The 13917-nt window shown below is 65.4% G+C and carries 14 protein-coding genes; 11 read left to right on the top strand and 3 right to left on the bottom strand.

Features of this window, described 5'->3' with window-relative positions; all coding sequences use genetic code 11:
* Positions 1-55 precede the first annotated feature (55 nt).
* Genes ACPEE1_RS15055 through ACPEE1_RS15040 form a run of 4 tightly spaced genes read left to right on the top strand, consistent with a single transcriptional unit; the run spans position 56 to position 6438 of the window.
* On the top strand, positions 56-703 hold the full coding sequence (locus ACPEE1_RS15055) for a GbsR/MarR family transcriptional regulator (protein WP_165841146.1): 648 nt from the start codon (positions 56-58) through the stop codon (positions 701-703).
* An 11-nt stretch (positions 704-714) separates the two neighbouring features.
* Positions 715-2157 (top strand): efflux transporter outer membrane subunit, encoded by a 1443-nt coding sequence (locus ACPEE1_RS15050; protein WP_260719305.1) that lies wholly within the window; start codon positions 715-717, stop codon positions 2155-2157.
* 22 nt (positions 2158-2179) lie between these two features.
* Complete coding sequence (locus tag ACPEE1_RS15045; RefSeq protein ID WP_423933586.1) at positions 2180-3358, top strand: efflux RND transporter periplasmic adaptor subunit; 1179 nt, start codon at positions 2180-2182, stop codon at positions 3356-3358.
* Positions 3355-6438, top strand: coding sequence for an efflux RND transporter permease subunit (locus tag ACPEE1_RS15040; RefSeq protein ID WP_423933584.1), 3084 nt, complete (start codon positions 3355-3357; stop codon positions 6436-6438). Before ACPEE1_RS15045 ends, ACPEE1_RS15040 begins: the two co-directional genes overlap by 4 nt.
* 212 nt (positions 6439-6650) lie before the next feature.
* On the opposite strand, the gene ACPEE1_RS15035 is transcribed toward ACPEE1_RS15040, so the two are convergent.
* Together ACPEE1_RS15035 and ACPEE1_RS15030 are read right to left on the bottom strand one after the other, a co-directional pair.
* Entirely contained in the window at positions 6651-6845 is a 195-nt protein-coding gene (locus ACPEE1_RS15035) for a hypothetical protein (RefSeq protein WP_133248088.1), read from the bottom strand.
* Positions 6846-7021: 176 nt separating this feature from the next.
* Positions 7022-7282: a hypothetical protein gene (locus tag ACPEE1_RS15030; RefSeq protein WP_232539609.1), complete on the bottom strand. Its 261-nt coding sequence runs from the start codon at positions 7280-7282 to the stop codon at positions 7022-7024.
* Between the two features lie 233 nt (positions 7283-7515).
* Here ACPEE1_RS15030 and ACPEE1_RS15025 point away from each other — a divergent pair, with 233 nt between their 5' ends.
* Positions 7516-7818 carry a DUF883 family protein gene (locus ACPEE1_RS15025; protein ID WP_116925207.1) on the top strand — a complete coding sequence of 101 codons (303 nt, stop codon included), beginning with the start codon at positions 7516-7518 and terminating at the stop codon, positions 7816-7818.
* A 120-nt stretch (positions 7819-7938) separates the two neighbouring features.
* On the opposite strand, the gene ACPEE1_RS15020 is transcribed toward ACPEE1_RS15025, so the two are convergent.
* The gene (locus tag ACPEE1_RS15020; protein ID WP_423933581.1) at positions 7939-8361 is read right to left on the bottom strand and encodes a hypothetical protein; all 423 of its coding nucleotides are present in this window, start codon (positions 8359-8361) and stop codon (positions 7939-7941) included.
* A 280-nt stretch (positions 8362-8641) separates the two neighbouring features.
* On the opposite strand from ACPEE1_RS15020, the gene ACPEE1_RS15015 reads away from it, so the two are divergent.
* The 6 genes from ACPEE1_RS15015 to ACPEE1_RS14990 all read left to right on the top strand — a co-directional run bounded on the left by ACPEE1_RS15015 (position 8642) and on the right by ACPEE1_RS14990 (position 13890).
* Entirely contained in the window at positions 8642-9760 is a 1119-nt protein-coding gene (locus ACPEE1_RS15015) for a 4-oxalomesaconate tautomerase (RefSeq protein WP_423933579.1), read from the top strand.
* Between the two features lie 69 nt (positions 9761-9829).
* Positions 9830-10858, top strand: coding sequence for an amidohydrolase family protein (locus ACPEE1_RS15010; RefSeq protein WP_423933576.1), 1029 nt, complete (start codon positions 9830-9832; stop codon positions 10856-10858).
* Between the two features lie 32 nt (positions 10859-10890).
* On the top strand, positions 10891-11574 hold the full coding sequence (gene ligK / locus ACPEE1_RS15005) for a 4-carboxy-4-hydroxy-2-oxoadipate aldolase/oxaloacetate decarboxylase (RefSeq protein ID WP_260719310.1): 684 nt from the start codon (positions 10891-10893) through the stop codon (positions 11572-11574).
* Positions 11575-11586: 12 nt separating this feature from the next.
* Positions 11587-12504 (top strand): amidohydrolase family protein, encoded by a 918-nt coding sequence (locus ACPEE1_RS15000; RefSeq protein WP_423933573.1) that lies wholly within the window; start codon positions 11587-11589, stop codon positions 12502-12504.
* Positions 12505-12581: 77 nt separating this feature from the next.
* A complete protein-coding gene (gene ligA, locus ACPEE1_RS14995) occupies positions 12582-13019 on the top strand; it encodes a protocatechuate 4,5-dioxygenase subunit alpha (RefSeq protein ID WP_260720256.1) in 438 nt (145 codons plus the stop codon).
* Between the two features lies 1 nt (position 13020).
* The gene (locus ACPEE1_RS14990; protein WP_423933571.1) at positions 13021-13890 is read left to right on the top strand and encodes a class III extradiol dioxygenase subunit beta; all 870 of its coding nucleotides are present in this window, start codon (positions 13021-13023) and stop codon (positions 13888-13890) included.
* The last annotated feature ends 27 nt before the right edge of the window (positions 13891-13917 follow it).

The raw sequence follows: 13917 nt of genomic DNA, 5'->3' as shown, positions 1-13917 counted from the left end.
AATTCGTTTATATTGTTCAGCGGTGACTGAACAATATGGATAAAGGACGGTGGCTGTGACCCAGCAGGACAAGGCGAAGGCGGCCTCGGCGGCCAAGAAGGCGCATGAAGCGCTGGAAGCGCGCGAGCTGTTTATCGAGCGCAATGCGATCCAGGCGGAAACCAGTGGCCTGCCCCGGATTGCAGGGCGCCTGATCGGCATCTTTTTGCTCGATGGCGGGCCCATCAGCTTTGCCGAGCTGGCCGAGCGCATGCAGGCCAGCCGCGCCAGCGTGAGCACCAATACCCGTTTGCTCGAACGCCTGGGGATCATCGAGCGGGTGGCGATGCGCGGCGAGCGCCAGGACTTTTTCAGCCTGCGCGCCAACCCCTTCTTGATCGTGCTGGAGCAGAGCATTGCCGATTGCCAGCGCTTTACGACCTATGTGGATGAGCTGCTGGCGGCCAGCCCGCTGTCCGCTGATGCCACCGCGCGCCTCAAGCAGGCGCAGGATTTTCATGCGGTGACGGCCCAGACCTTGCAGGAGCTGCTGGCCAAGCTGGCCGAGCGGCAAAAGCAGGCGGCGGCGCCACCGGTGCCTGCCCGGCGATCGGCACGTGCCGAGAGGGCGGCAGCCGCTGCTGCAACCACGCCCAAAATGCCTAAAGCACCTAAAGTGCGCCAAGCTCGCGCGCCGTCATCCAGCCGCAAAGCACCAGACTGAGTACCCGAGCCATGAAATACGTTCTATGGGCGGCCGCGCCGCTGTGCCTGGCGGCTTTGTCGGGGTGCTCGTCGGTGCCGGATGCGCCCGCGCCAGCGCCGGTGGTGGCGTCGCAGTTTTCGGTGGCCTCTTCGTTGCCGGACCTGCAGCCAGCGCAGGCGGCGCCCCAGCTCGATACCTGGTGGACCCTGTTCGAGCAGCCCCAGCTCAACCGCCTGGTGGACCAGGCCTTGGCGGCCAGCACCGAGGCGCGGATGGCGCTGGCGCGGGTGCGCGAGGCCAGGGCGGTGCGCGAGGCGGCGCTGACCCAGTACCAGCCCCAGGGCGGCCTGCGCGCCAGCGGCGAGCGCAGAAGCGTGCAGCGGCTGGGCGGTGCATCGGCGGGTGGGGTTGGCCTGGGCCGGCAAAGTAGCGCCGGGCTGGACCTGCAAGTCTCCTGGGAGCTCGATGTGCTGGGCCGGGGTGATGCGCTGGCGCGGCAGGCCGATGGCGACTTTGGCGCGGCGCTCTATGGCGCCTATGGCGAGCGCGCGGCCTTGGTGGCCGAAGTGGCGCGCAGCCTGTTTGAGGCCCAGCGCCTGACCGCTGCGCTGGCCGATGCCCAGGCGACGATCTCCATCCAGACCCGCCTGCAGCAGGTGCTGGCGCGCAAGCTCGAGCGCGGCCTGGTGGCGCTGGCCGATGTGGCGCGGGTCGATGCCAGCTTGCTGGCAGCCCAGGCCAATGCGCTGGTGCTGCAGTCGCAGCTCGATGCCGCACGGCGCGCCTTGCTGGTGCTGGTGGGGCAGGGCGACCAGCCCTTGTCGGCCCTGGTGCTCGATGACAGCCAAACCCAGGCGCCGGCGCTGCCGCGTGCGTTGCCTGCGGATTTGCTGGCGCGGCGCCCCGATGTGCTGCAGGCCCAGGCGCAGATGGATGCGGCCGCGGGCGGCCTGGAGCTGTCGCGCCTGGCGCTGCTGCCCAGCATCACCTTGACGCCCGGGCTGGGGCTGAACTGGCAAAAGCAGGGCGCGTCGCTCAGCACCGGGCTGTGGTCGCTGGCAGGCAATGTGGCCATGCCGGTACTGGACCGCCCGCGCTTGTTGGCCAACGCCCGCGCTCAGGGCGCCCGCGCCGAGCAGGCGGTGATCGCCTATGAGCAGGTGGTGCAGCGCGCGTTTTCCGAGACGGACCAGGCGCTGCTCCGCATGGCGCCCGATACACAGCGGCTGAAAGTGCTGGCGCAGGCCGAGGCGCGGGCGCAGACGGCCTATGAGGCGGCGCGCAAGGGCTATGAGGCCGGCTTTTTTGACCTGGTGGTGGTGCTCGATGCCGAGCAGGTCTACCGCGACTCGCGCGGTGGCCTGACCCAGGCGCGCGCTGAAGCCTTGGCGCATGCGGTGCAGGTGTTCCAGGCGCTGGGCGGCGGTTGGCCCCGGGATGCGCTGGGCACCGATACACAGAAGACGAATTGAGAGGGATGCAATGCTGCAATCAATGACAAGCGGATGGCGCGTGGGCTTGGGGCTAGGCCTGGGGTCGCTGGCCCTGCTGGGCCTGGTGGCCTGCTCCGAAGGCAGTGCGGACAAGACTGCGAAGCCGGTGGCCGAGGTGGTGCGAACGGTGAGCGTGGCGCAGGTGGAGCTGCGTCCCATGGGTGGGGTGCAGCAGGCATCGGGCCTGCTGGTGGCGCGCGAAGAAATTGCGATTGGCCCGGAGCTGAGCGGCTACCGGGTGGCCGCGCTGCTGGCCGATGAGGGCGACCAGGTACGTGCCGGCCAGCCGTTGGCGCGGCTCGATGACGGCTTGCTGCAGGCCAAGATTGCCCAGGCCCAGGCCAGCCTGGTGCAGGCCAAGGCGCAGGCCAGGCAGGCCCGGGCCGAATCGGCACGGGTCGAAGGCCTGGACGGCCAGGGCGTGCTGTCGGACGAGCAGATCCAGCAGCGCCGCACGGCAGCGGCCAGCGCCCAGGCCAATGCCGATGTGGCAGCGGCCAACCTGGCGGGGCTGCGCGTAGAGGCCGAGCGCATGGTGCTGCGCGCGCCGGTGGCCGGTGTGGTGCTGCAGCGCAATGTGCGCCGGGGCGATGTGGCCAGCCCTGGGGGCGAGGCGATGTTCCGCCTGGCGCGGGACGGCATGGTGGAGCTGGCTGCCGAGGTGCCCGAGGACCAGGTGGACCGTATCCAGCCGGGCAACCAGGTGGCGGTGACCCTGGCTTCGGGTGTTGAGCTGGAGGGCCAGGTGCGGCTTTTGTCGCGCCGGGTGGACGACAAGACCAAGCTGGCCCAGGTGCGCGTGGCGCTGCCGGTGCGGGCCGATCTGCGCCCCGGCGGCTTTGCGCAGGCGCGTTTTGCGCAGGCGGCCGCACCGGTGGCGGCAGTGCCAGAAAAAGCCATCCACTTTGAAGCCGGTGGCCCGCAGCTGGCCACGATCGATGCCGACAGCCGTATCCGCAAGCTGCCGGTGAGCCTGGGCGCCCGTGCCCAGGGCTGGGTGGCCTTGCGCGATGGCCCGCCGCTGGGCACGCGCCTGGCCTTGGGCGGCGGCGCCTTTGTGCTGGAGGGGGACCGGGTGCAGATCAATGGCGCTGCCCAGCCGGCCGCCGTGCCTGCCACGCCGGAGGCGGCACCTGCACCTGCACCTGCTGCTGCGGCTGCGGCTGGAGGCCAGCGATGAAGCTGCGTATCTCCGCCTGGTCCATCCAGAACCCGATCCCCGTGGTGGTGCTGTTCATCGCCATCCTGGTGGCCGGGCTGATGGCCTACCGTGTCATGCCGATCAAGCTCTACCCGGATGTGTCCTTTCCCATCGTGCAGGTGGCAGTGGCCTTGCCCAGCGCGGCGGCCACCGAGGTGGAAACCCAGGTCACCCGCGTGGTGGAAGACGGGGTGGCCAATGTGGCCCGCGTCAAGCATGTGATCTCGACCGTCACCCAGGGCATGTCGCTGACCTTGGTCGAGTTCGAGATCGGGCTGGAGCCGCAGCGGGCTGTCGATGAGGTGCGGGCGGCCATTGACCGTGTGCGCGCCAACCTGCCAGCCAGCATCGAGCCGCCGATTGTCGAGCGCCTCGATTTTGATGCCATGCCCTTGCTGACCTATGCGGTCTCCGCCCCGGGCATGGACGATGTGGAACTGAACTGGTTCATTGAGGATGTGGTGGCGCGCAAGCTGGTGGCGCTGCCAGGGGTGGGGCAGGTGACCCAGGTCGGCGGTGTGGCGCGCGACATCACCGTGACGCTGGACCCCGCCAAGCTGCAGGCGCTGGGACTGACGGCCGTGGCGGTGAACGATGCGCTGCGCGCGCACAACCTCGATGCATCGGGCGGCCGCACGCAGATTGGTGCGCAGGAGCAGCAGGTGCGTATCCTCGCGGCCGCCCCATCGGTGCAGGAGCTTGAGCAGCTGGTGATTGCCACCCGTGACGGCCGCCATCTGCGCCTGGGTGATGTGGCCACCGTGGCCAGTGGCGCCAGCGACCGGCGCGGCTTTGCGGCCTTGAATGGCGAGGCGGTGGTCGGTTTTCAGGTGATGAAGACCAAGGCCGCGTCCGACGTGGATGTGGAGACGGCGGTGGCCAAGGCGGTGGCGGCGCTGGCCAAGGAGCAGCCCGGGGTCTCGTACCAGCTGGTGTCATCGGGCGCCAAGAACACCCGCGAGAGCTTTGATGCCACGGTGGCGACCTTGCTCGAAGGCATGCTGCTGGCGGCGGTCGTCGTGTTCATGTTCTTGCGCGACTGGCGCGCGACGCTCATTGCGGCGGTGGCCATGCCGATCTCGCTGGTCCCCACGTTTGCGGTGATCCATTGGCTCGGCTATTCGCTCAATATGCTGTCCCTGCTGGCCTTGACCTTGGTGATCGGCGTGCTGGTCGATGACGCCATTGTCGAGGTGGAGAACATCCAAAAAAGGGTGCAGGCCGGCGCCTCGCCCTGGCGCGCCTCGATGGAAGGGGCCGACGCGATTGGCCTGGCGGTGGTGGCCACCACCTTGGCCATTGCCGTGGTGTTTTTGCCCGTTGCCTTTATGGGTGGCTATGCCGGGCCGTACTTCCGCGAGTTCGGGGTGACGGTGGCCGTGTCGGTGATGTTTTCGCTCATGGTGGCGCGCCTGCTGTCACCGCTGATGTGCGCCTATTTGCTCAAGCCCTCGGCACAGCCCCATCCGCACAAGCCCTTTACTGGCCGCTACCGCCGGTTGCTGGAGTGGGCGCTGGCGCACCGCTGGTGGTCGCTGGCGGCCGGGGTGCTGATTTTTGTCGGCTCGCTGGTGCTCGCCTCGCTGCTGCCCACCGGCTTTGCGCCCAAGGGCGATGGCGGCACGGTGCAGATCAACCTGCAAGGCGCGCCCGGCGCGACCACCGAAGACATGCGCGCCTCGGCCGCCAGCCTGACCCGTTTGCTGCGCCAGCAAGGGGATGTGCAGGATGTGTTTGTCAGCGTGGGCAGCAGCCAGCGCGATGGCGACCCGCGCAAGGGCAGCGTGATTGTGCAGCTCAAATCACCGCGCTCGATGACGACCAAGGCCTTCCAGGACCATCTGCGGCCTCTGCTGCTGCAGGTGCCCGATGTGCGGCTGAGCTATAGCGAGAGCGAAGGCGGCGGCACGCAGAACCTGCAGGTAATCCTGGGTGGCCACGATGGCGAGCTGCTGCGGCGCACGGCCGCAGACGCCGAGCGCGAGCTGCGCGGCCTGCCCATGCTGGCCAATGTGCACCAGGTGGCGCCCAACCCGGGCCCCGAGCTGGTGATACGGCTCAAGCCCGATGCGGCCGCGCGCCTGGGCGTGACCCCCGATGTGGTGGCCGAGGTGGCGCGCATGGCCAGCCTGGGTGACCTGGATGCGACCGCCTCCAAGTTCAACACCGGGCGCCAGCGGCTGGCGGTGCGCGTGCGGCTGCCCCAGGGTACCTTGCGTGATCTGGACAGTATTGGCGCGCTGCGCGTGCCCACGGGGCAGGGTGGCACGGTGCCCTTGTCGGCGGTGGCGGACATGCATTTCCAGGTGGGCGAATCCCACATCGATCGCTTTGACCGCGAGCGCCGCATCACCTTGGAGGCGGAGGTCCATGGCGTGTCGCTGGGCCAGGCCAATGCGGCCGTGGATGCGCTGCCGTTCCTGAAGAACCTGCCCGAGGGCGTATCGCGCCCGCTCTATGGCGATGCCGAGGGCATGCAGGAGCTGTTTGCCAGCTTTGGCCTGGCCATCATGGCGGGGGTGGGGCTGATCTTTGGCGTGCTGATCTTGCTGTTCCGCAGCTTTGTCAAACCGGTGGTGATTCTGGCGGCACTGCCGCTGTCGCTGGCCGGCGCCTTTTTGGCCTTGCTGGCAACAGGCGGAGAGCTGAACCTGCCGGTGCTGATTGGCTTGCTGATGCTGATGGGCCTGGCGGCGAAGAACTCGATCTTGCTGGTCGAGCATGCGGTGGAGGCCGAGCGCATGGGCAAGAGCCAGACCGAGGCCCTGCTGGAAGCCGCCCATGAGCGCACCCGGCCGATCATCATGACCACGATTGCGATGGCCATGGGCATGCTGCCTACCGCTTTGGGCGTGAGCAGCGGCTCGGAGTTCCGCCAGCCGCTCGCCGTTGCCGTCATCGGCGGGCTGGTGTCGTCCACCGCCTTGTCGCTGGTGCTGGTGCCGGTGGTCTATGCGGTGATGGATGATCTGGAGAACTGGCTGCGGCCCAAACTGGCGCGCTGGGTGACCTTGCCCAGTGCTCAGGATCAGCGGGAGACGCTACAGGCCCACCAATGAGAGCCGCAAACAAAACCCTTGATACGTCGTTGCCTAGCCGGCCGCCTCAAGCCTTGCCGTACGTTTGTACTGTCTGCGGTTTGACACCTCGTCTCAACCGCAAACCTCGGTTTGCTGGGTCGTGTTAGCGGCTCCAAGTTCGCTGCCGTGCGGCCCCCGGCGCAGCGGTTGCGCCGGGCAACAAAAAACCCGCTGGATCAGCGGGCTGCGGTTCACAAACCTGTTTCCTTCCAGTTCGGGACGGTAATGGGGCTGGTGAGTTGGTCAATCTTGGCGTCAATCAGCATCATCTTGGCGTGCTCGGGCGTACCTTCCTGTGGGTTCTGCATCAAAAGACTGGCACCTTCGGCTTTGAGCTGTTCCAGGTAATCGCCTGTGGCAGCATCCTCCTGCTTTCGTTGCGACACGGCAAACCTTCCTGTCGGTGCCACATGGACGGGCTCCAACGCGGACAGCTTAGTACGAAAGCAAGATTTATCCTATAGATGCATTTGTATATTTGATGATGTTACAAAATAAATCATTTGCCCCCAAATAGGGTTTTCGAATGCTGTACCGCTGATGTCTGCGGCGATGAAATGCCTCAAGTGGCCGATGGTTTGCTTGCTTTGGGCCGGCCGTCGGGGGCACGCGCATCGGTATCGATCAGACCGCGCTTGAGATCTGTATGGGCTTGCTCCATCTCGGGCGAGGGCTCTGGGCTGGTCTCCCCCACGGACTGGTCTTTTTCATGGGGCATCTTGGCCTGCGAGCCGGTGTCATGGGGCTGCTGCTTGCGGGTGGTGTTGATCTTGGTCTCGTCGCTCGCGGGCGGGTTGGTTTTCTCGGGGGCTTGGTCTGGCATACATCCTCCAGGGTTCATGGGGCTCAGCGCCCATGGTGGCCTGCAAGGCAAGGCTTGTGTGTAGGAAAAGCGGGGGCAGCGCTTGTGCGCCAAAGCATGGTTTTGTTCTGCCACCGCTGATAGCAGAACCCTTGCACGCCGATGCGGGCGGCTTTCCTACATGGCGCTAGTTTGTCTTTGGATAAGGTATGAGCTAGAGCACATTTTGGGCTTGGTACAAGAAAGGAAAGAACATGTTTTTCAAGAAGCGACAAGTCAGCCTCTCCGATGTGAAGGGGGATGTCGACCAGTTGGTGGGCGATGTGCGTGCACTGCTGTCGGTCAAGGAGCTCGATGCGATCCCCGAGATCAAGCGCATTCGCGAGCGCATGGACGAGGGCATGGGCATGGCCCGCGATTCCGCAGCCCGCGCCATTGCGCAAACCAAGCACACCGCCGCCTGCACTGACAAATATGCGCATGACGAGCCCTGGCACATTGCAGGCGCAGCATTGGCCATTGGTGTGGTGCTGGGCTACGCAGCCTGCCGTCGCTGATCGCCAAATTTTGGGGCTGGCGGCGCCGGCCCTTTGTGCATGCGAGAAAACCTGCGCTGACCGCATCGGGTCAGCGCAGGTTTTTTTGCGCCATGTCCACCGGCGCCGCGCCATGCGGCATCAACGCGGCGGGTTTGCGAGGGGCAAGTCGCTGCGGGCAGGCGCCAGCGGAGTCAAGGGACGGTCAGTGGACATGGCAGGGGGCGCCTCCACGCGTTTGACCTGGGCATCTTGCTGGGCTTTGCGATAGGTCGCCTCGGCGTCTTTTTTGCAGATGCCGACGGCATCACCGCGCATCTCATTGCAGCGCTCGTTGGCAACGCGGTAGTCTGCTTCGGCTCTGGCCACACGCACCTGGTAACTGTGGCCGGCGTCGCCCAGCACTTTGGCATCGCGCTCGGCCTGGGCCACGCGCTGGCTGCCTTTGGCATCCTCTATGCAGATGTGCTTGTCGTTGCCCTGCAGCGTCTGGCAATGGGCGATGGCCGTGCGGTACTGGGCCGCAATGCGGTCGGTTTCAGCGCGGACCTCCTCATCGCTCATCGCAGAGGCCGTGGCAGCGATACACAGGCTCGCCAGCGCGGCGGCCGCTTTCCTAGAAACTTTGGGGGTAGCTCTCTTAATCAGCATGCCCCATGCTAGGACAGAGGCGGGTGAAGGCCTGACAGCAGCCGATGCCATCTGCCGTAGGACGAGGCGCGCCTGTGCGTTGCCTGTGCGGCGCAGATATGCCAGCAGGGTATAGCTGCTAGGCCGCTGTGCCCGTGGCTCTTTGTGGTGTCTGTCCCCAGAATGGATGCCAACAGAACACGGGGAGCATTCCATGCCAACAGCGATTCCTTGCCTGCTGATGCGGGGCGGCACGTCCAAAGGGCCATTCTTCAATGCCGCCCATTTGCCCCAGGATACGGCCACGCGGGACCGGGTGCTGTTGGCCGCAATGGGCTCACCCGACCGCCGGCAGATCGACGGCATTGGCGGCGGGCATGCGCTGACCAGCAAGATCGGCATTGTCAGCCGCTCGGCGCAAGCTGGGGTGGATCTGGAGTTTCTGTTTGCCCAGGTGCAGCCGGACATGGGCACGGTCGATACCCGCCCCAACTGCGGCAATATGCTGGCCGCGGCGGTGCCCTTTGCGCTGGCCTCGGGCATGGTGCAGGCCCAAGGTGAGCGTGCCAGCTTTCGCGTGTTGGCCCGCAACACCGGCATGCTGGCCGATATCACGCTGCCGCTATCTGGCGGCCAGCTGGCAGATGGCGGAGACGCCCGCATCGATGGCGTGCCGGGCAGCGCTGCGCCGATCGAGATCTGTTTTCAGGAAACAGCGGGGTCGGTCTGCAAGAGCCTGCTGCCCACCGGCAAGGCGCGCGAGCGCATGGACGTGGCAGGAGAGGGCTTTGCGCCATTCAGCGTGGAGGTGACCTGCATCGACAACGGCATGCCGTTGGTGATGGTCAAAGCAAAGGATATGGGTGCCAGCGGCTATGAGACCGTTGCCCAGCTCGATGCCCACCACCATCTTCGGCGCCGGCTGGAGGCGCTGCGCCTGCAGGCCGCGAAGGCCATGGGTCTGGGTGACGTCTCTGCCAAAAACTACCCCAAGATGACCCTGGTGGCGCCGCCCCGGCATGGCGGTGCGATCAGCACGCGCAGCTTTATCCCCCATGTGTGCCACGAAAGCATTGGCGTGCTGGCCGCGGTCACGGTGGGCACGGCCGTTGAGCTGCCAGGCTCCGTCTGTGACGGATGGGCCCGGCGGGCCAGCGGTGCCGATGCCGATACGGTCGCCATCGAGCATCCCTCCGGCGTGTTGAGCGTCAAGCTCAAGCAGGGCGTGGCGCAGGCCGATGCGCCGCCCCAGGTGGCCTTGCTGCGCACAGCGCGGGTGCTGATGCGCGGCGAGGTGATGGTGCCCAGCGCCATCTGGGCAGGGCCCGTGTAACGCTGGGCCATACAAAGCCACGTTTGGCTGCAAGCGCTACCAAAGAGAACAAACAGGGAGGAGCACCGCATGATTATTGATGTACATGGGCATTACACAACCGCACCTGCTGGCTTGGGCCAGTGGCGCGACCTGCAGATGGCTGGCCTCAAGGACCCACGCCTGACGCCTCGGGCCGCAGATTTGCGCATCAGCGATGACGAGATTCGCGAGACCATCGAGTGCAACCAACTCCAGCTGATGCGCCAGCGGGGGCTGGACCTGACCGTCTTCAGCCCGCGCGCCAGCTTCATGGCCCACCATATCGGCGATTTCGAGACATCGAGCGCCTGGGCCGAGGTCTGCAATGAGCTGTGCTTTCGCGTGAGCGAGCTGTTCCCCGACCACTTTGTGCCGGCCGCGATGCTGCCCCAGTCCCCGGGTGTCGATCCCCGCACCTGCATCACCGAGCTGGTGCGCTGTGTCGAGCAATACGGCAATGTGGCGATCAACCTCAACCCTGATCCCTCCGGTGGGCACTGGACTGCGCCGCCGCTGTCTGACCGCTCCTGGTACCTGATTTACGAAAAGATGGTGGAGTACGACATCCCCGCGATGGTGCATGTCTCCACCAGTTGCAATGCCTGCTTTCACACCACTGGCGCGCACTACCTCAATGCCGACACAACGGCCTTTATGCAGTGCCTCGACAGTGCGCTGTTCCAGGACTTTCCCACGCTGCGCCTGCTGATCCCCCACGGAGGAGGGGCCGCGCCTTACCACTGGGGGCGGTTTCGGGGGCTGGCGCAGGCGCTGGGCAAGCCCTTGCTCGAGGAGCACCTGCTCAACAACCTGTTTTTTGACACCTGTGTCTACCACCAGGCCGGCATTGACTTGCTCACCCGGGTGCTGCCAGCCAAAAACATTCTGTTTGCCAGCGAAATGGTGGGGGCGGTGCGCGGCATCGATCCGCAAACCGGCCACCACTACGACGACACCCGGCGCTATATCGAGGCAACACCTCATCTCAACGACGAAGAGCGACATCAGGTCTACGAGGGCAATGCGCGCCGCGTGTTTCCGCGCCTGGATGCCGTGCTTCGCCACCGGGGGCTGTGAAGCGCCCGCCACCCACCAACAAGGACATTTCCATGTATGAACTCGGTGTTGTTTACCGCCATATCCAGCGTGCTGACCGTGCCGCAGCCGATGGCCTGGCCCCTCTGGGTTCGGCCACGGTGCATGAGGCCATGGGCCGTGTCGGCCTGCTCCAGCCAGCGCTGCGTCCCATCGCCGCGGGCCAGTGTGTCTCCGGCACAGCGGTGACGGTGCTGCTCCAGCCTGGCGACAACTGGATGTTGCATGTGGCGGCAGAGCAGATCCAGCCTGGCGACATCGTCGTGGCGGCCGTGACCTCACCATGCAGCGATGGCTATTTTGGCGACCTGCTGGCCACCAGCTTTCAGGCGCGTGGCGCACGGGCGCTGGTCATCGATGCGGGCGTGCGCGATACCAAGGCCTTGCAGGAGATGGGGTTCCCCGTCTGGAGCCGGACGGTGTCCTCCAAGGGCACGATCAAGGCAACGCTGGGCTCGGTCAACATCCCGGTCGTCTGCGCCGGCATGTGGGTCACCCCGGGCGATGTGATCGTGGCCGATGACGATGGTGTGGTCTGCGTGCCTGCCGCCATCGCGCCTGCCACCTGGGAGACCGCGCTGGACCGAGAGCGTTTTGAGACGGCCAAACGTGCCCAGCTGGCCGCTGGCGTGTTGGGGCTGGATCTCTACCAGATGCGTGTGCCGCTGGCCAAATCCGGCCTGCGCTATATCGACTAAAGGGGTTGCATCGTGTCCTTGTCTGTCAAAACCCCCGGCTGGCTGGATTGGCATCCCTGGCCGGCAAAGCCTGTGCTGCAGTTACCCGAGGGCGCCGTAGATGCGCACTGCCATGTGTTTGGGCCGGCTGCGGAGTTCCCCTTTGCCGCTGAGCGCAAATACACCCCCTGTGATGCCAGCAAGCAGCAGCTGTTTGCATTGCGTGACCACCTGGGCTTCTCGCGCAATGTGATTGTGCAAGCTACCTGCCACGGTGCGGACAACCGGGCCATGGTCGATGCCTGCAAGACATCCGGCGGCAAAGCGCGGGGGGTCGCCACCGTGCGGCGCAGCATCACCGACCAGGAGCTGCAAGAGCTGCACCTGGCCGGCGTGCGGGGCGTGCGCTTTAACTTTGTCAAGCGGCTGGTGGATGTGACCCCGCAGGATGAACTCCAGGAGATTGCCGAGCGCATCGCCGCTTGGGGCTGGCATGTGGTGGTTTATTTTGAAGCGCAGGACCTGCCTGAGCTGTGGCCATTCTTGCGCCGCTTGCCCACCCCCGTCGTGGTAGACCACATGGGGCGCCCCGATGTCGGCCAAGCCGCCGATGGGCCGGAGTTCGGCATGTTTTTGCAGCTGATGCACGAGAGCGACAACCTCTGGTGCAAGGTCAGCTGCCCGGAGCGCTTGTCGCTGACGGGCCCGCAGGCGCTGCATGGCGAGCGCCGCGCCTACCAGGATGTGATGCCTTTTGCGCGCCGGGTGGTCGAGGCCTTTCCCAGCCGTGTGCTCTGGGGCACCGATTGGCCCCATCCCAATCTGAAGGGCCACATGCCCGATGACGGCTTGCTGGTGGATTTCATCGCCCAGATCGCCCCCACGCCTGCGCTGCGCCACCAGTTGCTGGTGGACAACCCCATGCGTCTGTATTGGCCAGAGGAGGCATGAGCCCACAGGATGTTTCCACGCGGATCCGCCCATCGGGCTGCGGGCCAGGACCCCATGACCAACTTGGAAAGAAAAATATGGCTTTAGAAAAACCCTATCTTGATGTGCCGGGCACCGTGGTATTTGATGCTGACCAGTCACGCAAGGGCTATTGGCTCAACCAGTTTTGCATGTCGTTGATGCAAGCGGACAACCGGGCGCGTTTCAAGGCCGATGAGCGGGCCTATCTGGACGGCTGGGATATGACCGAGGAGCAGAAGCAGGCCGTGATGGCCCGCGACCTGAATTGGTGCATACGCACAGGCGGAAATATCTATTTTCTGGCCAAGATCGGGGCCACCGATGGCAAGAGCTTTCAGCAGATGGCCGGCTCGATGACGGGCATGAGCGAGGAGGCTTACCGCGCAATGATGATCGCCGGTGGTCGCTCGGTGGAGGGGTGCCGCTTCATGCATGAGGCGGCAGGCACGCCGGCGCAGCCGACAGGCGGCATCGCCATCCATGAGGGAGTCTGATATGGCACGCATCAGCGCATCGGTGTTCACCTCACATGTGCCCGCCATTGGCGTGGCCATCGACCAGGGCCTCACCCAGCAAGCCTACTGGCAGCCGCTCTTCCAAGGCTATGAATATTCGCGCCAGTGGATGCGCGAGAACCCGCCCGACGTCATATTTCTGGTCTACAACGACCATGCAACAGTCTTCAGCCTGGACCTGATTCCCACCTTTGCCATCGGCACGGGTGCGGCCTACTCGCCAGCCGATGAAGGCTGGGGGCCGCGACCGGTGCCGAACGTGATCGGCCATCCTGAGCTGGCCTCGCATATCGCGCAGTCGGTGATACAGCAGGATTTTGACCTGACCATCGTCAACAAGATGGATGTAGACCATGGGCTCACCGTGCCGCTGTCCCTGATGTGCGGAGAGCAGCCCGCCGATGGCGGTGCCTGGCCTTGCCCGGTCATTCCGTTTGCCGTCAATGTGGTGCAGTACCCCGTCCCCTCGGGCCAGCGCTGCTTCAGCCTGGGCAATGCGATCCGCAAGGCGGTGGAGAGCTTTGACGCGGACCTCAATGTGCAGATCTGGGGCACCGGTGGCATGAGCCACCAGCTGCAAGGCACGCGTGCGGGTCTGATCAACCAGGAGTGGGACAACTGCTTCCTGGACCAGCTGATCCACCGCCCCGCCAGTTTGGCCAAGGTGCCCCATATCGACTATGTGCGAGAGGCGGGCTCCGAGGGGATTGAGCTGGTCATGTGGCTGATTGCCCGTGGCGCGATGGCCGATGTGGCCGATCCTGCTAAGCGGCCCACGGTCAAGCACCGCTTCTACCATGTGCCGGCCTCCAACACCGCCGTGGGTCACCTGATTCTAGAAAACGCTTGAGAGACGCTGATGTTTCTGATTTTTGGT

The sequence above is a fragment of the Comamonas sp. 23 genome, from assembly GCF_049601575.1.
In the GTDB taxonomy this organism is placed as follows: domain Bacteria; phylum Pseudomonadota; class Gammaproteobacteria; order Burkholderiales; family Burkholderiaceae_C; genus Comamonas; species Comamonas squillarum.
Note: the sequence above shows the minus strand (reverse complement) of the source record. Positions and strands in the feature narration are given on the sequence as shown.